At 42.6% G+C, this 23091-nt stretch carries 14 protein-coding genes; 11 read left to right on the top strand and 3 right to left on the bottom strand.

The window, feature by feature from the left end; translation table 11 throughout:
* Positions 1–317: 317 nt before the first annotated feature.
* Together pruA and V7S75_RS12025 are read right to left on the bottom strand one after the other, a co-directional pair.
* Positions 318–1943 (bottom strand): L-glutamate gamma-semialdehyde dehydrogenase, encoded by a 1626-nt coding sequence (gene pruA / locus V7S75_RS12030; RefSeq protein WP_459514225.1) that lies wholly within the window; start codon positions 1941–1943, stop codon positions 318–320.
* A gap of 60 nt (positions 1944–2003) precedes the next feature.
* Positions 2004–2690 carry a helix-hairpin-helix domain-containing protein gene (locus V7S75_RS12025; protein ID WP_459514223.1) on the bottom strand — a complete coding sequence of 229 codons (687 nt, stop codon included), beginning with the start codon at positions 2688–2690 and terminating at the stop codon, positions 2004–2006.
* Between the two features lie 686 nt (positions 2691–3376).
* Here V7S75_RS12025 and rpoB point away from each other — a divergent pair.
* The 9 genes from rpoB (at position 3377) to V7S75_RS11980 (ending at position 20225) form a co-directional block, all read left to right on the top strand.
* Positions 3377–7252, top strand: a complete 3876-nt coding sequence (gene rpoB, locus V7S75_RS12020; protein WP_459514222.1) for a DNA-directed RNA polymerase subunit beta — start codon at positions 3377–3379, stop codon at positions 7250–7252.
* A gap of 65 nt (positions 7253–7317) precedes the next feature.
* A complete protein-coding gene (gene rpoC, locus V7S75_RS12015) occupies positions 7318–11643 on the top strand; it encodes a DNA-directed RNA polymerase subunit beta' (RefSeq protein WP_459514220.1) in 4326 nt (1441 codons plus the stop codon).
* 124 nt (positions 11644–11767) lie between these two features.
* On the top strand, positions 11768–13903 hold the full coding sequence (locus tag V7S75_RS12010) for a peptidase domain-containing ABC transporter (protein WP_459514218.1): 2136 nt from the start codon (positions 11768–11770) through the stop codon (positions 13901–13903).
* 45 nt (positions 13904–13948) lie between these two features.
* Entirely contained in the window at positions 13949–14269 is a 321-nt protein-coding gene (locus tag V7S75_RS12005; RefSeq protein ID WP_459514216.1) for a DUF3467 domain-containing protein, read from the top strand.
* A 108-nt stretch (positions 14270–14377) separates the two neighbouring features.
* Positions 14378–15829, top strand: coding sequence for a tagaturonate reductase (locus V7S75_RS12000; protein WP_459514214.1), 1452 nt, complete (start codon positions 14378–14380; stop codon positions 15827–15829).
* A 7-nt stretch (positions 15830–15836) separates the two neighbouring features.
* Positions 15837–17240, top strand: coding sequence for a glucuronate isomerase (gene uxaC, locus V7S75_RS11995; protein ID WP_459514212.1), 1404 nt, complete (start codon positions 15837–15839; stop codon positions 17238–17240).
* Positions 17241–17243: 3 nt separating this feature from the next.
* On the top strand, positions 17244–18254 hold the full coding sequence (locus tag V7S75_RS11990) for a PfkB family carbohydrate kinase (RefSeq protein WP_459514210.1): 1011 nt from the start codon (positions 17244–17246) through the stop codon (positions 18252–18254).
* A 2-nt stretch (positions 18255–18256) separates the two neighbouring features.
* A complete protein-coding gene (locus tag V7S75_RS11985) occupies positions 18257–18922 on the top strand; it encodes a bifunctional 4-hydroxy-2-oxoglutarate aldolase/2-dehydro-3-deoxy-phosphogluconate aldolase (protein WP_459514209.1) in 666 nt (221 codons plus the stop codon).
* 22 nt (positions 18923–18944) lie between these two features.
* Complete coding sequence (locus tag V7S75_RS11980; protein WP_459514207.1) at positions 18945–20225, top strand: MFS transporter; 1281 nt, start codon at positions 18945–18947, stop codon at positions 20223–20225.
* A gap of 77 nt (positions 20226–20302) precedes the next feature.
* On the opposite strand, the gene V7S75_RS11975 is transcribed toward V7S75_RS11980, so the two are convergent.
* A complete protein-coding gene (locus V7S75_RS11975; RefSeq protein ID WP_459514206.1) occupies positions 20303–20800 on the bottom strand; it encodes an ester cyclase in 498 nt (165 codons plus the stop codon).
* Positions 20801–20984: 184 nt separating this feature from the next.
* Here V7S75_RS11975 and V7S75_RS11970 point away from each other — a divergent pair, with 184 nt between their 5' ends.
* Both V7S75_RS11970 and V7S75_RS11965 read left to right on the top strand, forming a co-directional pair.
* Positions 20985–21797 carry a UDP-2,3-diacylglucosamine diphosphatase gene (locus V7S75_RS11970; protein WP_459514204.1) on the top strand — a complete coding sequence of 271 codons (813 nt, stop codon included), beginning with the start codon at positions 20985–20987 and terminating at the stop codon, positions 21795–21797.
* Positions 21749–22891 (top strand): glycosyltransferase family protein, encoded by a 1143-nt coding sequence (locus V7S75_RS11965; protein ID WP_459514202.1) that lies wholly within the window; start codon positions 21749–21751, stop codon positions 22889–22891. Before V7S75_RS11970 ends, V7S75_RS11965 begins: the two co-directional genes overlap by 49 nt.
* Positions 22892–23091: the final 200 nt, after the last annotated feature.

The raw sequence follows: 23091 nt of genomic DNA, 5'->3' as shown, positions 1-23091 counted from the left end.
TGAATGCTACTTATTATGACTAATTCATTTAAAGAATTAATCTCGTCTTTATTTCTATCAACACGTCAAAGAACTCTTTCAACTTCCACGTCCACTCTCAAGCCGAAACCTTCAAGCAAACCCTTCCATTAATGTGCTAGAAGCTTTTTCCTAGCGATTGGGAGTGCAAAGATGTAGGAATAATTTATAAATACCAACACCACACACAAAAATATTTTACCAAAATCCGTAATTCGCTGAAAATCAGCAAAGATAAAAAACAAAAAACCTTGCAAAATTTTCATTTGCAAGGTTCCTTACCATTTAAAAAGCTCAATCTAGCCCAAAAATGGATATCGAAAATCTGTTGGCGAAACAAATACTTCCTTCACCGTACGCGGCGAAACCCAACGCAATAAATTCAAGTATGACCCCGCCTTATCATTCGTTCCCGATGCACGCGCACCCCCAAATGGTTGCTGACCCACAACGGCTCCTGTACACTTATCATTTAAATACAAGTTACCTGCTGCATTAACGAGTGAAGCCTTCGCCTCTTCTAATGCATAAGCATCCTGCGCAAAAATAGCACCGGTTAATGCATAAGCAGATGTCTCATCAACCAAAGCCAAGGTTTGCTTCCATTCCACATCTGGATAGACATAAATGGTCAATACCGGCCCAAAAATCTCCTCCACCATCGTTCTCGATTTAGGATTCTTCGTCAAAAGGACGGTAGGCTCCACAAAATAACCCTTCGAATCATCACAATTTCCACCCGCAACCACAGTCACATCTGCGTCATTTTTCGCATCCGAAATAAATCCAGCAATCTTCGCAAAGGCCTTCGCATCAATCACCGCATTCACAAAATTTCCAAAATCTTCCGTTCCTCCCATGCGAATCGCCGCCAGATCTTCTTTTAAATAAGCCTCTACTTTTGGCCACAATGAAGCTGGCACATAGGCACGCGATGCCGCCGAACATTTTTGACCTTGGTATTCAAAAGCCCCACGAATGATGGCTACCGACAAGGCCTTTGGCTCTGCTGAAGGATGAGCAACCACAAAGTCCTTTCCACCTGTCTCACCCACAATCCGAGGATAGGATTTATAATTCGAAATATTGTTACCAATATTCTTCCAAATCGTTTGGAACACCGCCGTAGAACCCGTGAAATGAACACCTGCAAAATCTCGGTGATTAAAAACGACATCTCCCGCCTCAGGGCCATCCGCAAATACTAAATTGATCACGCCAGCCGGTAATCCTGCTTCCGTTAATATATCCATCAACAACCCAGCCGAATAAACCTGACTAGGCGATGGCTTCCACACGACCGTATTCCCCATCAAAGCAGGTGCTGCCGGCAAATTTCCTGCAATCGCCGTAAAGTTGAATGGTGTCAATGCGTACACAAAACCTTCCAATGCGCGGTATTCCACCCGATTCCAAACGCCCGGCGATGAAATTGGCTGATCAGCATAAATCTGAGATGCATAATGCACATTGAAACGTAAAAAATCTACCCACTCACAAGCAGCATCAATTTCCGCTTGGAAGGCGTTTTTAGATTGCCCCAACATTGTTCGAGCATTTAAATCCATGCGGTATTTGGTTGCCGACAATTCTGCTGCCTTTAAAAAGATGGCCGCACGGCGCTCCCAGGGTGTTGCCGACCAGGCTGCATGCGCTCCTAAAGCAGCATCAATCGCTTGGCTAACTTCCTTTTTCCCTCCTTCGTAATAATGACCCAATACATGTTGGTGATCATGCGGACAGGTCATCGCAACTTTTTGCGCCCCTTGAATTGCTTTTCCGCCGATATACATGGGAATATCAATTTGTTTGGCACGAAGTTCGGCTAACTTATTTTGCAATTGCTCCCGCTCTTTCGATCCGGTCGCATAAGCTAAAATAGGCTCATTAATTGGAGTAGGTACTTGAAAGAAACCTGTTGACATGGTATTTGTGTATTTGTTGATGTGTAATTGTCTCGCAAATTACGGCTTTTAAGATAAAATTCAAGGTTCAAAATTCAAGTAAGGCCTTAGTCGCTCCCAAACAGCGGGTTCGACTAATTTGATTTGTACCAGCGAAGCAAAATCGGGGATAATCCCATGTTGTTTACGATAATTCAAAACGACTTTGGCCTGCGCAAAAGGTAAATAAGGATGACGGAATTCATTCCAAATCGCCCGATTCACATACAATGGACGATATACCCCCTTCCCTACCTGAAACTTTCGTAGATTTTGCCTGATCCAAATCGTATCGATTCCATACACTTCTGCCAATTGTTCCGCTGCGGCAAAACCACCCAAGCGCTCCCGAAAAGTCAAAATTCGTTTGGCGAAACCGGGCCCAATACCCGGCAAAGCCACCCAAGCTGTAGAATCCGCCTCATTAATATTGATCTTCCAATCTTGTGATTTTTTGATGTAATGCGGATAGGTAAATGTTCGCTTATATATAGGATAGCTTTTATGGACAAAATTCAACTTTCGATGAGCGGCCTTTTGGGCCATGTAAATTTCCTCAAATCGCTTCGGCTCAATTAAATCTGCATCTGCCTGCAATGCAACATATTGATAAATCGCATGCACTCCCATCCCGAGCACGATCAAACCTAACATTATATAGATACCTCGGATTTCTAGTCGGGTCATTCCTAAGGTAAATCGGATGTAGAATTTTAGTCTAGGGAGCATGGGGCGGGGGAGCTTTATCAGTGGGCAGTGGTCAGTCCGAAGGGAATTAGTCTGAAGTCCGAAGGGAAATAGTCCGAAGTCCGAAGGGAATTAGTCAAAATAAATTTAATTACTAAACGATTCTTATTTATAATCATTGTATCAGCAAATTGATAAACAAATCAAGAGGTAAGAGTTAAGAAGTAAGAGGTAAGAGTGAAGAGTGAAGAAATAGGATCTTATAGACACAACAATGGAGAAAACTAGACTCAGACCAATATACCTTGAGACTGACGACTTCGGACTGATGAAGAGTTAAGAATTAAGAGTGAGAGTTAAGAGATGGGGTCCCAAGACACAACAAAAGAGAACATCTTACTCAGACCAATTTCCTTCGGACTATTTCCCTTCGGACTTCAGACTAATTCCCTCCGGCCTGACCACTGACGACTAGCGACTGAAAAAAATCCCCTCCCCTATTTGTTCGGTAAAAAACTTTTCTTAATTTTGCAGGCTATTTTAGGATTAACGCCTCCGGGCGAATCCGCAGATTGTTTTTCTGAAACACAAATCTCTTATCGTAGGGGAGGCGCAAAGGGAAATTCGATCTTATCTCTACGAGGCATTCAGCTTTTAATTTTCGTCGGAAACGGCGAGAAATTGCGCCCACGGGCCATTTTTCATTTTAATTTAAAACGTATAAAGCCTTGAGTAACATCACTGCCACAGGAAGACACAGCTTTGCGAAAACGCAGTCTGTGATCAATTATCCAGATTTTCTGGATATCCAAGTCCAATCCTTCCAGGATTTTTTCCAGCTTGAGACAGCTGCGGAAAACCGTACAGACGAAGGTTTATTTAAAGTGTTCGCTGAAAATTTTCCTATTGCGGATTCGCGTGAAAATTTCGTTTTGTCGTTTGTCGACTACTCAGTAGATCCACCGAAATATTCGGTAGATGAGTGTATCGACCGCGGTTTGACGTATTCAGTACCTTTAAAAGCGAAATTACGTTTGATCTGTAACGATACAGACAACGAGGATTTCCAAACCATCGAACAAGAGGTTTTCTTAGGAAACATTCCTTACATGACCGAGCGTGGATCCTTCGTGATCAACGGTGCGGAGCGTGTAATCGTTTCTCAGTTGCACCGTTCACCAGGTGTATTCTTCGCGCAATCGAAGCACACAAATGGAACGAAATTGTATTCTGCACGTATCATTCCATTCAAAGGTTCTTGGATTGAATTTGCTACGGACGTTAACAATGTGATGTATGCATACATCGACCGTAAGAAAAAGTTCCCTGTAACCGTATTACTTCGTGCCATTGGTTACGGAAATGACAAGGATATCTTGGATTTATTTGGCCTAGCTGAAGAAATCAAGGTTGATAAAAAAGCTGTGAAAGGCATCGTAGGTCGTCGTTTGGCGGCACGTGTTTTGAAAACATGGCAAGAAGACTTCGTAGATGAAGATACAGGTGAGGTAGTTTCTATCGACCGTAACGAAATCTTGATCGAACGTGATACAGTTATCACAGAGAACGAAGTAGAAACGATTTTAGAATCAGGTTCTGCAACCGTTATCTTGCACAAAGATGACGTGAACGTTTCTGACTACAATATCATTTACAATACCTTGCAAAAAGATACTTCAAACTCAGAAAAAGAGGCTGTTGAAGTAATCTACAAGCAATTACGTAATACGGATGCTCCCGATGAGCAAACGGCACGTGACATCATCCAAAACTTGTTCTTCTCAGACAAGCGTTACGATTTGGGTGAAGTAGGTCGTTACCGTATCAATAAAAAATTAGGTCATGATATCCCAATGGATGTGAAAGTCTTGACCAAAGAGGATATCATCTCTATCGTGAAATACTTGATCGGTTTGATCAACTCACGTGCAGTAGTCGATGATATTGACCACTTATCTAACCGTCGTGTTCGTACCGTAGGAGAGCAATTATATGCGCAATTCGGTGTAGGTCTTGCACGTATGGCGCGTACGATCAAAGAACGTATGAATGTTCGTGACAACGAAGATTTCAAACCAGTTGACTTGATCAATGCTCGTACATTATCTTCGGTAATCAACTCATTCTTTGGAACGAACCAACTATCTCAATTCATGGATCAAACAAATCCATTGGCTGAGATTACGCACAAGCGTCGTATGTCGGCACTAGGGCCTGGTGGTCTTTCTCGTGAAAGAGCTGGTTTTGAGGTTCGTGACGTTCACTATACGCACTACGGTCGTCTTTGTACGATTGAAACTCCGGAGGGACCCAACATTGGTTTGATTTCATCTCTATGTGTTCACGCGAAAGTGAACTCAATGGGATTCATCGAAACGCCATATCGTCTAATCGATGGTGGTAAAGTAGATACATCAAGCAATGTACAATATTTGACAGCAGAAGAGGAAGATGGTAAAAACATCGTTCAAGCTAACGCGCCAATCGACATGAAATCAGGTAAATTCTTATCTGACCGTGTGAAGGCTCGTTTTGAAGGTGATTTCCCATTGGTAAATCCATCGGATGCACAATACATGGACGTTGCTCCTAACCAAATTGTTTCGGTTGCCGCTTCATTGATTCCTTTCTTGGAGCATGATGATGCCAACCGTGCTTTGATGGGATCCAACATGCAGCGCCAAGCGGTACCACTTTTACGTCCAGAAGCTCCTATCGTAGGAACAGGACTTGAGCACCGTGTGGCGATTGACTCACGTACCTTAGTTGTAGCGGAAGGTGATGGTGTGATTGAATATGTTGACGCATTGAAAATTGTTGTTAACTACGATCAAACTGAATCTGAAGCGTTGATCAGCTTTGACGGATCATTGAAAACATACGAATTGATCAAATTCCGCAGAACGAACCAAGATACTACGATCAACTTAAAGCCGATCGTGTTCAAAGGTGAGAAAGTGAAGAAAGGTCAAGCGCTTTGCCAAGGTTATGCAACAGAGGCTGGTGAATTAGCATTAGGTCGTAACATGAAAGTGGCATTCATGCCATGGCAAGGTTACAACTTTGAGGATGCGATCGTAATCTCAGAAAAAGTTGTACGTGACGATATCTTTACTTCAATCCACATTGAAGAATTCGAATTAGAAGTTCGTGATACAAAACGTGGAGAAGAGGAATTGACATCAGAAATTCCAAACGTATCGGAAGAAACAGTTCGTAACCTAGACGAGAACGGTGTTGTTCGCGTGGGTGCCGAAGTGAAAGAAGGCGATATCTTGATTGGTAAGATTACACCAAAAGGAGAATCAGATCCGACACCAGAAGAAAAATTATTACGTGCCATCTTTGGTGACAAAGCGGGTGATGTGAAAGATGCTTCGAAGAAAGCGCCACCATCATTAAAAGGTGTGGTTATCGATACGAAATTGTTCTCTCGTCCTAAAAAGGATAAAGAAGAGCGTGAAAAATCGAAAGCTGAATTGAAGAAGTTGATGAAGGAATACAGTAAAGACCTTTTGGAGATTCGTCGCCAAATGATCGAGAAGACTGTTGCTTTGTTAGCTGGTAAAACTTGCGCGGGTATTAAGCACAAATTCGGCACGGTGATCGTGGAGAAGGGTGTTAAATTCTCAGCGAAGAACATCGAAGAATTATTATTCCCAGATAAAAACTTGTATCGTGATGAGTCTACTTATGCTGTTCAGGAAGAAGCAAACTTGCTTTCTGATTTGATCGTAGAAGAAGCTACATCGGATGCAGCGTTGAATAAATTGTTCATGGCTTTAATTAAGAACTTCAACGTGAAACGTAACGAAATCGCTGGTCGATTCAAGCGTGAGCGTTTTGTTCTTGAAGTAGGTGATGAATTACCTGCAGGTATCGTGAAGTTGGCGAAAGTTTACATCGCGAAGAAACGTAAGTTGAAAGTAGGTGATAAGATGGCGGGTCGTCACGGTAATAAGGGTGTTGTAGCTCGTATTGTACGTGAAGAGGATATGCCATTCTTAGAAGATGGAACACCAGTAGATATCGTATTGAATCCACTAGGGGTACCATCTCGTATGAACTTAGGTCAAATTTACGAGACTGTATTAGGTTGGGCTGGTCAAAAATTAGGTAAGCGTTATGCGACACCAATTTTCGACGGTGGAACTGAGGCAGAAGTTGCAGCAGAATTAACGGCAGCTGGTCTACCAGATTGGGGTCGTACTTACCTATACAATGGTTTAACGGGTGATAAATTTGATCAACCGGTCACTGTAGGTATCATTTACATGTTGAAACTTGGTCACTTGGTAGATGATAAAATGCACGCACGTTCTATTGGACCATACTCATTGATTACACAACAACCATTGGGTGGTAAAGCTCAATTCGGTGGTCAGCGTTTCGGTGAGATGGAGGTTTGGGCATTGGAGGCCTTCGGCGCAGCGAATATCTTGCAAGAGATTTTAACTGTGAAGTCGGATGACGTGATCGGCCGTGCCAAAGCGTACGAGGCAATTGTGAAAGGCGAGAATATGCCTAAGCCAAACATTCCAGAATCATTCAACGTATTGATTCACGAATTGAGAGGTTTAGCTCTTGAAATCACACTTGAGTAATCATTTATCGGGCCGCTAACCCTGGCCCTTAAAAAGAAATCATTTTCCAATTAAATACATCGAAAATGTCATTTAAAAAGACGAGAAAACTGAACAGCGATTTCCAAAAAGTGACCATCTCATTGGCATCACCGGAGTCGATTCTTGAAAGTTCAAACGGTGAGGTAACTCAACCGGAGACAATTAACTACCGTACCTACAAACCCGAAATGGGTGGTTTGTTCTGCGAGCGTATTTTTGGTCCAACGAAGGACTGGGAGTGTCATTGCGGAAAATATAAGCGTATTCGTTACAAAGGCATCATCTGCGACCGTTGCGGTGTGGAGGTGACTGAGAAAAAAGTACGTCGTGAGCGTATGGGCCACATCGAATTAGTGGTTCCTGTAGCACACATCTGGTACTTCCGTAGCTTACCGAACAAAATCGGTTATATGCTTGGATTATCTACCAAGAAATTAGATCAAATTATCTACTACGAACGCTATGTTGTCGTTCAAGCAGGTATGTACGCGGAAGAAGGAAAGATTGGTAGCCAATACCTTGATTTCTTAACGGAAGACGAGTACTTAGATATCTTAGATAAATTACCACGTGAGAACCAACACCTTCCTGATGAAGATCCACAGAAATTCATCGCGAAAATGGGTGCTGACGCGTTAAATATGTTGTTGACACGTATCGACTTAGACAGCTTATCAGCTGATTTACGTCACTCGGCTGACACAGAATCATCACAACAACGTAAGGCTGAGGCTTTGAAGCGTTTGAAAGTGGTAGAAGCATTCCGTGAGTCAGTGGGTCGTATCGACAACCGTCCTGAGTGGATGATCATCAAAATGGTTCCTGTAATTCCACCAGAATTACGTCCATTGGTGCCATTGGATGGAGGTCGTTTTGCAACATCTGATTTGAACGATTTATACCGTCGTGTGATTATCCGTAACAACCGTTTGAAGCGTTTGATCGAGATCAAAGCGCCAGAGGTAATCTTACGTAACGAAAAACGTATGTTGCAAGAGGCTGTAGATAGCTTATTTGACAACTCACGTAAAGTAAATGCGGTTCGTTCTGAAGGTAACCGTGCCTTGAAGTCCCTTTCGGATATGTTGAAAGGTAAGCAAGGTCGTTTCCGTCAAAACTTATTAGGTAAGCGTGTCGATTATTCAGGTCGTTCGGTTATCGTCGTAGGTCCAGAATTGAAAATGCATGAATGTGGTCTTCCAAAAGACATGGCGGCTGAATTATTCAAGCCGTTTGTGATCCGTAAGTTGATCGAACGCGGTATCGTGAAAACGGTAAAATCTGCGAAGAAAATTGTTGATCGTAAAGATCCAGTGGTTTGGGATATTTTGGAAAATGTAATGAAAGGACACCCAGTTCTTTTAAACCGTGCTCCTACCCTTCACCGTTTGGGTATTCAAGCTTTCCAACCGAAATTAATCGAAGGAAAAGCGATCCAATTACACCCATTGACATGTACGGCATTTAACGCCGATTTCGATGGTGACCAGATGGCGGTTCACGTTCCACTAGGACATGAAGCTATTTTGGAAGCCTCTTTATTGATGCTTGCATCGCATAACATCTTGAACCCTGCGAATGGTGCGCCTATTACGGTACCATCTCAGGACATGGTGTTAGGTTTATATTATGTAACAAAAGGACGTAAGTCGACGCCAGATCATAAAGTAGCTGGTGAAGGATCTCGTTTCTACGGATTTGAGGAAGTTGTTATCGCCTTGAACGAGAAGAAATTATCTAAGCACGCGAACATCGTGGTGAAAGCTACCGTTCGTAAGGAAGATGGTACATTGGTTCAAGAAATGGTGGAAACTGTTGCGGGACGTGTATTGTTCAACCTTTGTGTTCCGGAGCAAGTAGGTTACATCAATGAGTTATTGACGAAGAAGAAGTTGCAACAAATCATCTCACATGTTCACAAGATCTGTGGTATGGCGCGTACAGCGCAATTCTTGGATGATATCAAAGAATTAGGTTTCCAACAAGCCTTCCACGGTGGTTTATCGATGGGTATTGGCGACGTACAAATTCCTGCTGAAAAAGCTTCTTTAGTGAAGAAAGCACAGGAAGATGTTCAAGCAGTTTGGGATAACTACTTAATGGGTTTAATTACAGATAACGAGCGTTATAACGCTGTTATTGACATCTGGACAAAAGTTAACTCGAAAATTACCGAGACTTTGATGAAGCAGATGGAAGAAGACAACCAAGGATTTAACGCGATCTACATGATGATGCACTCAGGAGCCCGTGGTTCTCGTGAGCAGATTCGTCAACTAGGTGGTATGCGTGGTTTGATGGCGAAACCTCAAAAGAACTTACAAGGTTCAGTAGGTGAAATCATCGAAAACCCAATCCTTTCTAACTTTAAAGAAGGTCTTGACGTATTAGAGTACTTTATCTCTACACACGGTGCGCGTAAAGGTTTGGCAGATACTGCCTTGAAAACAGCCGATGCGGGTTACTTGACTCGTCGTTTACATGACGTAGCGCAAGACGTTATCGTGAATGAAGAAGATTGTGGTACCTTACGTGGTATCGAGGTGTTCCCATTGAAAGACAATGAGGAAATCATCGAACCATTATCAGAGCGTATCTTAGGTCGTGTTTCTGTACATGATGTGATTGATCCAGTTTCAGGTGAATTAATCGTTGCTTCTGGTGACGAAATCACAGAGGTGGCTGCACAAAAAATTGACGAAACAGCCATCGATTCAGTAGAAATTCGTTCCGTATTAACTTGCGAAACACGTAGTGGTGTTTGTGCGAAGTGTTACGGACGTAACTTGTCTACAGCTCGTATGGTGAACATCGGTGAGGCAGTAGGTGTAATTGCATCTCAGTCAATTGGTGAGCCAGGTACGCAGTTGACATTACGTACATTCCACGTGGGTGGTACAGCACAAAACGTTTCCTTGGATGCGAGTGTGAAAGCGAAATTTGATGGTGTCATCAATTTTGAAGAAGTTCGTTCGGTAAGTTCGACAGATTCAGAAGGTAACCCAACAGAAATCGTGATGGGTCGTTCAGGTGAGGTTCAAATTGTGAACCCAGCGAACAAGCAAGTATTGATTTCAAGCAACGTACCTTACGGTTCATTCTTGCGTGTGAAAGATGGTCAAACCATCAAGAAAGGCGAAGAAATTTGCGTTTGGGATCCATACAATGCGGTAATCTTGTCAGAAGCTGAAGGTAAAGTTGAATTCGAGGCAATCGAAGAAAATAATACATACAAAGAGGAAGCGGATGAGCAAACAGGTATGCGCGAGAAGGTAATTATCGAATCGAAAGACAAGACGAAAAACCCATCCGTATTAGTTGTTGCGAAAGGCAAAGAAAACTTAGTTTACAACGTACCAGTAGGTGCGCGTTTAGCGATCGACGAAGGAGATAAAATCAAAGCGGGTCAAATCATCGCGAAGATTCCACGTGCGGCAGGTAAAACGCGTGACATTACGGGAGGTCTTCCGCGTGTAACAGAATTATTTGAAGCACGTAACCCATCGAATCCAGCAGTTGTTTCTGAAATCGACGGTGTTATTTCATACGGTGTGATCAAACGTGGTAACCGTGAGATTATCGTTACTCCGAAAGAAGGATCTGAGCGTCGTTACTTAGTACCATTGACTCGTTTCATTTTGGTACAAAACAATGACTTCGTACGTGCAGGTATGCCATTATCAGATGGAGCAATTACGCCATCAGATATCTTGAAAATCAAAGGACCTACAGCGGTTCAAGAATACTTAGTAAATGAGATTCAAGATGTATACCGTTTACAAGGTGTAAAAATCAATGATAAGCACATCGAATGTATCGTTCGTCAGATGATGCAGAAAGTGGAAATCTTAGAACCAGGTGATACGCAATTCTTGCAAGGTCAAAACGTAGATCGTTTTGTCTTCCGTCAAGAAAATGATACAATCTTGGATAAAAAGGTTATCACAGATGCGGGCGATTCTGATAAGTACAAAGCAGGTATGATTCTTTCAGCACGTGCATTACGTGACGAAAATTCATCATTGAAGCGTCGTGACTTGAAGTTGATGAAAGTACGTGATGCGCAAGCAGCGGTATCTTCTTCTAACTTACAAGGTATCACACAAGCTTCATTGGGTACTGATTCATTCATCTCAGCTGCATCGTTCCAGGAAACAACGAAAGTTCTTTCTGAAGCATCGATCCGCGCGAAACAAGATACCTTAGACGGCTTGAAAGAGAACGTTATCGTAGGTCACTTGATTCCAGCAGGTACAGGTGTTCGTCGCTACCAAAATATTTTAGTAAACTCAGCTGATGAGTTGAAAAACTTGGAAAAAGCGACTGCAACGGAAGTTGAAGAAGTGAAAGAAACAGCAGCAAGCAACTAATTTCTGCTTGTCGCTTAAGACGAAAGAACCCCGGACGGCAACGTTCGGGGTTCTTTTTTTATCAGCAACTTGATAAATGCTTTTATCGAATAAGGTTTCGTTCTTTTCCTGACCAATTTCAGGCATGGTAAAGATCAAACAACAAGATGTCAAGGATTGCGGGATTGCATGCCTTGCCTCTATCGGACAGCATTATGGTTTGCATGTGTCTTTGGCAAAAATCCGCCAATGGGCCCAAACGGATTTGCAAGGCACCAATCTCATGGGCATGTTACATGCGGCTTCTTGCATGCGTTTTGAAGCGAAGGCTTTACGGGGTATACGTGAAAATTTAACGCACATCCCTCTGCCTGCCATTGTTCATGGCGTGCTTGAAAATCGGCTGACCCACTTCATGGTCTTGGACCGGTTTAATGATAATCATGTATATGTCATGGACCCAACGGACGGGCAAAGTAGAAAAATGTCCTGGGAGGAGTTCAGCCAGTTTTGGACAGGGATTATTATCTTGATTAAACCGGGTGCAAAATTTCAAGCCGGTCGGGAGGAGCCTTCTGTGTTTACACGCATGTGGAAACTCATTTATCCGTTTCGATTTCAATTGATAACAACCTGGCTCATGGCCATCCTTTATACCTTGTTGGGACTTACTTTGAGTTTGTTTATCCAACAGGTTACGGATGTACTCATCCCTCAAAAACAATACGCATTATTACAATACTACTCATTAGCTATGCTAGGCGTTTTACTTATCCAATTCGGTTTGCAGGCTTACAAGGCAAGACGAATGCTGGACATAGGGCAAGCATTGGACGAAGGCATCATGCAGCGGTATTTTAGCCATATTTTCAGGCTACCCCAGCGATTTTTTGACACTTTTCGGGTGGGAGAAATCATGTCGCGTGTAAGCGATGCCGTTAAGATTCGCCAGTTTATTAATGAGGTGTTGCTCGAGCTGCTTTTAAACGCGAGCATCGTTCTTAGCGCCTATGTGCTCTTGTTTTGGTGGGACAAACGACTCGCTTTATTCATGTTGCCACTTATTCCCTTGCATGCCTTGATTTATGCTTGGAGCAATCGCTGGAATCGTAGACAAGAAAGACAAATAATGGAAAAGACAGCCCAAATGGAAAACCATTTAGTTGAATCTATTAGTCGGGCCAAAACCGTCAAAATGTATGGAATTCATGATTCCCTCCAGGCGCAAACTCAAGAAAATTTGACTGCATTTCTGGATATCGCCTATCAATCAAAACGAGTAAATTCCCATGCAGATTGGGCCGTGCAATTGATGCGGGCCCTGTTTTTAGTGGCATTACTTTGGCAAGGTGGCACTTTAGTTATGCAGGCTCGTTTAAGCGTAGGAGAATTGTTCGCCCTTTTTGCGTTGTACAACTATTTCTCGGGACCCATGGCGCAGCTTACGCAAGTGAATAAGTCATTTCAGGCAGCCAAAATAGCGAGCGAACGCTTGTATGATATTCTAGATACAAACGTGGAAGATATGGGAAGTAGACAACCGAAAAAATTGCGGTCAACCCTAGCCTTCCAACAAGTAAGTTTTCAATATGGGTTTCGAAAAATGATCCTCAAGAATGTCAACATAACGATTAATCAGGGAGAATTTACAGGCATTGTGGGTGAAAGTGGTTCTGGGAAGAGTACGCTTTTCCATTTAATTCAAAAACTCTATCCCATCCAAGCAGGACGTATTACCTGGAATGGGGAGTCGATTGGGCGTTTGTCGACGGAGGTTCTCCGACAAAAAATCGCCTGCGTTCCTCAGGAAATTGAATTATTCAATGGAAGCATCGGAGCGAATATAGCTTTAGGGGATGATAAACCTAATTGGGAACGCATGCGGAAAATCATCGATGCATTAGGATTAGCAGACATGATCAAACAATTGGATCATGGACTTGAAACGATGGTGGGAGACCATGGAATCGCCCTATCAGGAGGTCAAAAACAACGATTAGGAATCGCGCGTGCATTGTACCGACAACCTGAACTGATTCTGTTGGATGAAGCCACCGCGGCATTGGATGTGTTAGCAGAACAACAGGTATTACGTACTATTCGAGATTTTGTGCCGAGCGTTGTATTGATTAGCCATCGCATGCAAAATTTTACAGACGCCCATCGCATCTACGTCATGCAAGATGGGACCTGCATCGAATCAGGAACACATGCCGAACTCATGCATGAGGGGACCGTCTATTTTACCTTGCAAGCAAAACAAAATGGGCAATTGGTTTAATCTATCCTTACACTTTAGTAAATTCAAAACTTATAACAATTGATTATGGAAAACCCTACAGAAGAGAACCAACTGAATATTGAATTACCTGAAGAATTAGCGGAAGGAGCTTATGTAAATTTGGCCTTGATTGCTCATTCCCCATCTGAATTTGTCATGGATTTTATCCGCATTTTACCAGGTATTCCAAAAGGTAAAGTCAAGTCTCGTGTTGTGATGACGCCGGACCATGCTTACCGACTATTACAAGCATTGCAAGAGAATGTTCAACGCTATGAAGATAGTTTTGGCCCGATTAATAAGGATGGAGGAAATGGAGGATTCCAATTTCCCATGAGCTATAATGGCCCAATAGGAGAAGCGTAATCGTTTTAGATTTTTTATTCTAAATAAGGCCCGAAAAACTTCGGGCTTTTTGGGTAAAATTGGGGTCTATTCGCCTTTAAAGAGGAAAGAACAACAATAGCATTAGGCATGGCCATATTAAATAGACAAAATTTAGCCGCTGGATTTAGCTCCAAGATTTCAGTTCAAGCTCCCAACCCAGCCGTTTTTGATTACCCTGAAAAAGTATTACAATTCGGTACGGGTGTTTTGTTACGCGGATTATGTGATTTCTTCATCGATAAAGCGAATCGTGCAGGCCAATTTAAAGGCCGGGTCGTAGTGGTAAAATCGACAGATAGACCAGGTGCCGATGCATTTACGGAACAAGATGGCTTATTTACGCATTGCATTAAAGGCATCGAAGAAGGAGTTGCGATTGAAGAAACTGTTATCAATTCATCCATCTCGCGAACAATCACTGCCGCAACAGCTTGGAATGAAATTTTAGCTTGCGCGAAGAGTAGCGATATGCAAGTCATTATTTCCAATACAACGGAGGTAGGTATTCAATACCACGCCAATGACCCGATCGATGCGGCATGTCCAAAATCATTCCCGGCGAAGCTTTTATCATTCCTTCATGCCCGTTGGCAACATTTTAATGGCAGCAACGATTCAGGTATGGTCATCATCCCAACCGAATTGATCATTAACAATGGGGATGTATTAAAAGAAATCGTATTAAAGTTGGCAGCAGATCATCAGTTGCCAGCCGAGTTTGTTGCTTGGCTTCAAGATGCCAACCATTTCTGCAATTCCTTAGTAGATCGCATCGTACCCGGAGCTCCAGATGCACAAACATCAGCAGCGATTTGTGCCGATTTAGGCTATGAGGATAAGAACTTGATCATCTCGGAAGTATATCGCTTATGGGCCATCCAAGGCGGAGCAAAAGTTCGTGAAATTTTGAGCTTTGCGAAGGCAGATGCAGGCGTTGTGATTGCTGAAGACATCGAAATTTACAGAGAACTAAAATTAAGATTATTGAATGGTACGCATACTTTGATGTGCGGGATGTCCTATTTATTAGGTTTCCGCCTCGTAAAAGATGTGATGGCAAATGGTTATTTGAGCAAGTTGGTGATGAACCTCATGCTCAGCGAATTAGCGCTTGCGATTCCGTATAAAATGGATTTCAAGGTGGCCGACCGTTTTGGTCGGTCGGTGCTGGATCGCTTCCGCAATCCATTTATCAACCACAAATTAATCGATATTACGGTTCAATACACGACGAAAATGCGGATGCGCAACATTCCATTGCTCGTTCAATACTACCAAGAATTTGGAAAAGCACCCGAATTGTTTGCGATGGGCTTTGCGGCCTACTTGCAATTCATGCATGCAGTGAAGGAGGAAAATGGCAAGTACTTTGGCGATTCGAATGGAGAAATGTATCCGATAAACTGTGATTACGCAGCTTATTTTTACGAGGCGTGGAAAGATTTTGATTTGAAAAAAGTTTTAGCAGATACGAGTCTATGGGGCACCGACCTAAGCGCATTACCAGGATTTGAAGCAGCAGTACAGAAATACATATAACAAACCTATGAAGGCTTTTTTAAACGAAGATTTTTTATTGCAATCGCCTACGGCGCAGACGCTTTATCACGATTTTGCGGCGAAAATGCCCATCATCGATTACCATAATCACCTGGTTCCTCAGCAAATTGCGGAGGACAAGCAATTTGATAACATTACCCAAATCTGGTTGTATGGAGATCACTACAAATGGCGTGCGATGCGTGCCCATGGCGTTGATGAAAAATACATCACAGGGAATGCAAGCGATGAAGAAAAGTTCATGAAGTGGGCTGAAACGGTTCCTTACACGATGCGTAATCCTTTGTATCATTGGACGCATTTGGAATTGCAACGCTATTTCGGTGTAACGGAATTATTGAATAAAGATTCGGCGAAACGGATATATGACCATTGTTCGGCATTGCTCCGTACAAAGGAGTATTCAGTGAGGAATTTATTGCTAAAAATGAACGTGAAGGCTCTTTGTACAACAGATGACCCAATCGATAATTTGAGCTATCACAAGCAAATTGCAGCGAGTGGATTTGCGATTAAAGTATTGCCTACATTCCGTCCCGATAAGGCGATGGGTGTAGATGATGAGCTTATTTTCGTTGAATATGTAAATGCATTAGCGGAGGCTGCGGGTCAATCGATTCGTAACTTAACCGATTACAAAGCTGCCATAAAATCACGTCACGATTTCTTCCATGAGGCAGGTTGCCGTTTGAGTGATCATGGCTTAGAGCATATCTATGCGGAGGAATTTACCAATGAAGAAATTGAATTAATTTTCGAGCGATTAATCACAGGAAAATTGATCAGTAAAAAAGAGAAATGGCAATTCAAATCTGCCATGCTCGTATATTTTGCTCATTTAGATCATGCACGCGGCTGGACCCAACAGTTCCATTTGGGTGCCATTCGTAATAACAATGCCCGATTATTAGGTGCATTAGGCCCTGACACAGGATTTGATTCCATCGGCGATTTTGAGCAAGCGAAACCACTTTCTGCATTTTTAAACCACTTGGACTCCACGAATCAATTAGCCAAAACGATTCTATACAATTTGAACCCACGTGATAATGAATTGCTTGCGACCATGACGGGTAACTTCCAAGATGGAACGATTGTAGGGAAGATGCAATTCGGTTCAGGCTGGTGGTTTTTGGATCAAAAAGATGGCATGGAAAAACAAATCAATGCGCTTTCGAACATGGGTATGTTGAGTCACTTCGTAGGGATGTTGACGGATTCCCGCAGTTTCTTATCTTTCCCGCGCCATGAGTATTTCCGCAGAATCTTATGTAATTTACTCGGACAAGATGTGGAGAATGGGGAATTACCTGCCGACATCGCTTGGTTAGGTAAACTCGTAGAAGATATTTCGTACAAGAATGCGTCGGCATTTTTTAATTTTGAATAAAGCATGAAAAAAGTAGTCACGTTTGGGGAAATCATGGGGCGTTTAAGCCCTCCAGGCTATTCCCGCATTGTGCAAACCCAATCCTTTAACATCACCTATGGTGGTGGCGAAGCGAATGTTGCAGGAGGCTTGGCCCATTTGGGTATTCCCGCAAAACATGTTACCCGTTTCCCAAACAATGAATTAGGAAAAGCTGCTTCAGGATATTATTCACAAGTAGGGGTTGACACGAGTGATATCGTGTTCGGAGAGGGGCGTTTGGGTTTGTATTTCGTGGAATTTGGTGCAGCGATGCGCCCGAGCAAAGTGACTTATGACCGCGCGGATTCAGCATTTGCGAATTTAAGTCCATCGGAATTCAACTGGCAAGAAATCTTCAAAGATGCGTGTTGGTTCCATTGGACGGGCATCAGTCCGGCCATTTCGGAGTCGGCGGCACAAACATTACGAGAAGCCATTTCCGTGGCAAATGCCTTAGGCATTACAGTATCGGCGGATGTGAATTACCGCAAGAACCTTTGGCAATACGGCAAAACGGTTCAAGAGGTGATGCCGGAATTGATTGATGGTTGCGATATTATCGTTTGTGGAAAAGGTGATGCCGAAGATATATTAGGTATTGTTCCCGATGGCAGCACGAAGAGTGGCTGGCATTCCATGGCGAAGCAAATTATGGCGCAATTCCCGCGTTTGAAAAAGATCATTAATACGAAGCGAGGACAAATTTCTGCATCGCAAAACACGCTTTCTGCCATGTCATTTGACGGGAAAGAGGTGTTGAAATCAGATACGGTTGAAATATCTCAAATTGTAGACCGAATCGGTGGCGGTGACGCATTCATGGCTGGCTATATCTATGGCAATTTGATTTATGGGGATGAAGCACAATCGTTAGCCTTTGGTGTCGCAGCCTCCGCATTGAAACATACCATAGAGGGCGATATCAATCGGGCCAATTTGGATGAAATTGAATTAGTAATGAAAGGCGACTTAAGTGGTCGTTTAAACCGATAATCATGGCAAGAAATAGCTCAACTGTTGTTTACCAACGTATTTCCGAAACTCCCATTGTTCCTTTGTTTTTCAATGCTGATTTGGGTGTAGCCCAGTCGGTGTTAAAAGCTTGTTACGATGGAGGCATTCGCGTGTTTGAATTCACGAATCGGGGAGCGGAAGCGCCAGCCATTTTTGCCAAATTAATCGACTTCTGTGAGAAGGAGTGTCCAGATTTGGTATTAGGTATCGGAACGATTTATGATGCCAAACAAGCGTCTGAATTCATCCAAATGGGAGCTGATTTTATGTTGCAACCCTTTACAACACCCGAGGTAGGTGAGATTTGTGCGAAACATGATATTCCATGGATGCCCGGCACGATGACCTTGACGGAGATTCGTAATGCGGAAGTTTTGGGAGCAAAAATCGTTAAAATATTTCCAGGAAATGTGGTAGGGCCGGGTTTTGTAAAAGCCATCAAAGGACCGATGCCGCATAGCAAAATCATGGTAACGGGTGGCGTAGAGCCCACACACGAAAGCATGAAGACTTGGTTTGATGCCGGAGCATCCGCGGTAGGAATGGGTTCTCAATTATTCCCGCCTGCCTTAATTGCCAAGCAAGATTACCAAAGTATTTCGAATACAATTAGTGATTTAATACACATTTATAAGGGCTTAAAATAACCCGAACAAACCCCTCTAAACCATGAATAAAATAGGAACGTATCGCTGGCGAATTTGTGCCTTGCTCTTTTTCGCGACAACGATCAACTACCTGGATCGCCAGGTGATTGGTCTTTTAAAGCCGGTTTTGGAAGACCAGTTTAATTGGTCGGAGACCGATTATTCCAACATCGTCATCACCTTCCAAGCGGCTTACGCGATCAGCTTATTGGGATTCGGAGGAATCATCGATCGCATCGGGACCAAATTGGGTTATACCATTTCGATTATCGTTTGGAGTATTGCGGCGATGTTGCATGCTTTGGCAACGGGCACTTTGAGTTTTGCGTTTATGCGTGGACTTTTAGGATTAGGCGAAGCAGGCAATTTCCCTGCTGCGATTAAGACAACGGCAGAATGGTTTCCGAAAAATGAACGTGCTTTAGCGACGGGAATATTTAATTCAGGCGCAAATATTGGGGCCGTTGCGGCGCCGATTATGGTGCCTTGGATTTTAGGTGTTTATGGTTGGGAAATGGCCTTTATTGTCACGGGAGCCATTGGATTTGTTTGGTTGATTTTCTGGTGGTTCTATTACGAAGTGCCATCGAAGCATAAGATGTTATCCAAAGAAGAATTTGATTACATTCATGCCGATAAGGAGGAGAAAGATGAGAATCAAGAACCCGTTAAATGGGCTCGTTTATTCGGCTTTAAACAAACCTATGCGTTTTTATTTGGCAAGATGTTGACAGATCCCATTTGGTGGTTTTTCTTATTCTGGTTGCCATCCTATTTCAATGAGCGTTTCCATTTGGATTTGAAAAAACCAAGTATGGAATTGATTATTGTCTATACGGCAACGACCATTGGTAGCATTGGTGGCGGATGGTTGTCTGGTTGGTTGATTAACAAAGGTTGGCCATCATTCAAAGCACGTAAATTCTCCATGTTAGGCTTTGCCTTGGCGGTTGTGCCAATTATGTTGGCGCGTTATTGCGATAACATCTGGCAGGCAGTTGCCTTGATTTCCCTTGCGGCGGCAGCGCACCAAGCATGGAGTGCAAACATCTATTCGATTGCGACGGATATGTTCCCGAAGAAAGCGGTGAGTTCGGTGATCGGAATCGGAGGAATGGCTGGTTCTGTGGGCGGTATTTTCTTCCCCATGATCGTGGGATTCTTGTTGGACAAATACAAATTAGCCGGTAATATCAACGATGGCTATAACATCATCTTCTTACTTTGCGGAAGTGCCTATGTATTGGCTTGGGGGATTATTTATACCTTGGCTCCCAAATTGGAAACTGCGAATATCGATTAGTTGATATAATTTTTTTATGCTCCCAGCGTTAGCTTTGGCAAACCTTTAAGGATTGCCAAAGCTTAAGCGTGGTGGATTTATTTCACTAAATACCTTCCTAACTGCTGGTTATACCATAAGTTATCATCGAAATCCTGTTCTTCGATAATTTTACCATCCTTCATTTTCACGAGCGTTACTCCGGACAAGTTCATCATTTTTCCTGTCTCATTGTGTTTACCTTGAAAATTCCAGTGCTTCACTAATTTATCTCCGTGACCCCAAACATCAATAAACGTGAATTTGATGTCGGTAAATGCAATCAAATATTGATTAAATGCCTTTTTGAAGCCCTCGATACCAGAAGCACGAATACCCTCTTTTTGATTCAATAAGATAACATCGCTTGCAAAATTTTTATCGTTTACGGCATCGATATCCCGTTGATTAAAGATTTTGTCCCAAGTATCCTTGTATAATTTAATGTTCGTGGCGATGTGATTTTCGGAATCGATTAATTCTTTGCACGATTTGTTGTTTTGAGCTTGTGCACTAAAACCCAAAAGAGCGAATAATAGAATTGCATATTTTTTCATGAGTACTTGATTTGATTGAACTCAAAACTACCCGAATCTGATTGAAGAATTGGGAATAAGATACCCTAACATGTTCCCTATTACTTAAATAGGAACAAGCTTATATGAATTAATGATTTCCTAATTTTTACTTAATATACAAAGATTGGGGACCTTGTACTTTTGGTAAACGAAAATACAAGCCATGCGGCCAACTTACAAGACAATCGTCATCTCCGACTTACACCTAGGGAGTAAGGGAGCAAAAGCCAAAGAAGTCAACGAATTTCTGAAGTCAAATTCCTGCCACCAGTTGATTCTCAACGGAGACATCATCGACGGATGGCAATTAAAAAAAGGAGGAACCTGGAAGAAGAAACATACTGGGTTTTTCCGCGCCGTGTTAAAAATGATGGACCACTTCGATACAGAGGTCATCTACTTACGCGGAAATCATGATGATTTCTTGGATCAAATCTTGCCCCTGAAAATTGGAAAGCAATTCTCCATTCGCCAAGATTACATGTTGGCCTCTCACGGCAAAAAATATTTCATTACCCACGGCGACATCTTCGATAGCATAACTAGCCAAATGAAATGGCTTGCCTATTTAGGCGACATCGGTTACACCTTTTTATTGTGGTTGAACAAGTGGTATAATCAATACCGATCCTGGCAAGGGAAACCCTATTATTCCCTATCTCAAGTCATCAAGCAAAAAGTAAAGGCGGCCGTAAATTTCATCTCGGATTTCGAAGAGAAATTAGCTGAATTAGCGAAAGCCAAAGGTGCCGACGGCATCATTTGTGGACACATTCACAAAGCGGAGATCAAGCAAATCGATGGGATTACCTACATGAACTCGGGTGATTGGGTGGAATCTTTAACGGCATTGGTTGAAACCCATTCGGGGGAATGGCTATTAATCGATTATCCAAGTTTTGATCTTAAATCTGAATTAACAGCCATATGGGCAGATTCATCTTTACCGTCCAAGGAGAAGGTCGCGGGCATTTAACCCAAGCGATTTCCTTAACCCAAATCGCACGCGAAGCGGGACACGAAGTGGTCGGCTATGCCGTAGGCTCTTTTGAAGGCAGAAAAATCCCGTCATTTTTTAGGGATTTCATCGGCGAGACGCCCTTCATTCAGTACGAAAGTCCTTCAATCAATTATGGTAAAGGGAAATCGGTCCAACTTGGTAAAACAGCGATGCAGGCTTTCACCAAATTTGGGACCTATTGGAAGAGTGCCTCGCAATTGGGGGAATTCATCGAGGATTTACAACCGGATGGAATCGTCAATTTCTATGAATCCATCACAGGTTTATATAATTTAAAATCGGGCGCTAAAATACCATGCATGTCGGTAGGTCATCAATACCTCCTGCTCAGCGAACATTTTGAATCCATTCCAGAAAAAGCGCTTGATCGTTATTTATTGAACCTGAATACACGGATTACGGCCATCGGCTCTCGCAAATTATTAGGATTATCTTTCCGCGAGTTGCCTAACGATAGCAAACGTAATATCATTGCTGTTCCGCCCCTATTGCGTCATGAGGTTAAGTCGATCCAAGCACAAGCGGGAGAACGCTGGTTAGCCTACTTAACTCATTACCGACTCGCCGATGAAATCATGGCTTGGTCGAAACAAAATCCGGAAGTTAAATTGGATTGCTTTTGGGATAATCCAACCATTAAGACGGAATATGCCTATTCAGATTCACTGACATTTCATCCCATTGATGCTGAGAAGTATTTGGATAAAATGACCCATTGCGCAGGTCTTATCTCGACCGCAGGATTTGAGTCGGTGGCTGAAGCCATGTACCTAGGCAAACCAGTAATGATGGTCCCTGTACCCAATCACATTGAACAAATGATCAATGCCCATGACGGTGTCTTATCAGGTGCTGGCGTTCGAGCACGTTCCTTTGATTTGAATATTTTCAAAGACTATTTACCACGCCACAAACCGGTTCAAGATACCTACCAGCACTGGGTTTCTCAGGCTAATTTTGGCTATCAATTGACCGATTTAATTCGTAAACCTGTTGCAAGTCCTACATTCAGCCCACGCAATGAAGGTGGCTTATCTACGAGTTGGTAAAAAATTTAATATTTGATTTTCAAGATTAATTGATAATATAGGCTTGAATTTAGTTACATAAAAGATGAAGTAGATGAGTCGTCCTAAAATAGGTTGACAGTTTTAGATTGATTTTAAGGGGTCGGAGAATATATTTTCTTCGACTCTTTTTCATGAATAAAGTTAGGGGTTTTCATGTTTAAATTTAGGTGGGGTCTCTC

Source organism: Aquirufa sp. TARAVU-A1A, from assembly GCF_054558675.1.
Note: the sequence above shows the minus strand (reverse complement) of the source record. Positions and strands in the feature narration are given on the sequence as shown.

Bases quoted from the DNA above. Each gene is read 5' to 3' on its own strand.
- V7S75_RS11975 (WP_459514206.1), bottom strand. From the start codon at position 20,800: ATGAAAAAATATGCAATTCTATTATTCGCTCTTTTGGGTTTTAGTGCA.
- V7S75_RS12005 (WP_459514216.1), top strand. From the start codon at position 13,949: ATGGAAAACCCTACAGAAGAGAACCAACTGAATATTGAATTACCTGAA.
- rpoC (WP_459514220.1), top strand. From the start codon at position 7,318: ATGTCATTTAAAAAGACGAGAAAACTGAACAGCGATTTCCAAAAAGTG.
- V7S75_RS11985 (WP_459514209.1), top strand. From the start codon at position 18,257: ATGGCAAGAAATAGCTCAACTGTTGTTTACCAACGTATTTCCGAAACT.
- V7S75_RS11965 (WP_459514202.1), top strand. From the start codon at position 21,749: ATGGGCAGATTCATCTTTACCGTCCAAGGAGAAGGTCGCGGGCATTTA.
- V7S75_RS12010 (WP_459514218.1), top strand. From the start codon at position 11,768: ATGGTAAAGATCAAACAACAAGATGTCAAGGATTGCGGGATTGCATGC.
- pruA (WP_459514225.1), bottom strand. From the start codon at position 1,943: ATGTCAACAGGTTTCTTTCAAGTACCTACTCCAATTAATGAGCCTATT.
- V7S75_RS11990 (WP_459514210.1), top strand. From the start codon at position 17,244: ATGAAAAAAGTAGTCACGTTTGGGGAAATCATGGGGCGTTTAAGCCCT.
- V7S75_RS11980 (WP_459514207.1), top strand. From the start codon at position 18,945: ATGAATAAAATAGGAACGTATCGCTGGCGAATTTGTGCCTTGCTCTTT.
- V7S75_RS12025 (WP_459514223.1), bottom strand. From the start codon at position 2,690: ATGCTCCCTAGACTAAAATTCTACATCCGATTTACCTTAGGAATGACC.
- uxaC (WP_459514212.1), top strand. From the start codon at position 15,837: ATGAAGGCTTTTTTAAACGAAGATTTTTTATTGCAATCGCCTACGGCG.
- V7S75_RS12000 (WP_459514214.1), top strand. From the start codon at position 14,378: ATGGCCATATTAAATAGACAAAATTTAGCCGCTGGATTTAGCTCCAAG.
- V7S75_RS11970 (WP_459514204.1), top strand. From the start codon at position 20,985: ATGCGGCCAACTTACAAGACAATCGTCATCTCCGACTTACACCTAGGG.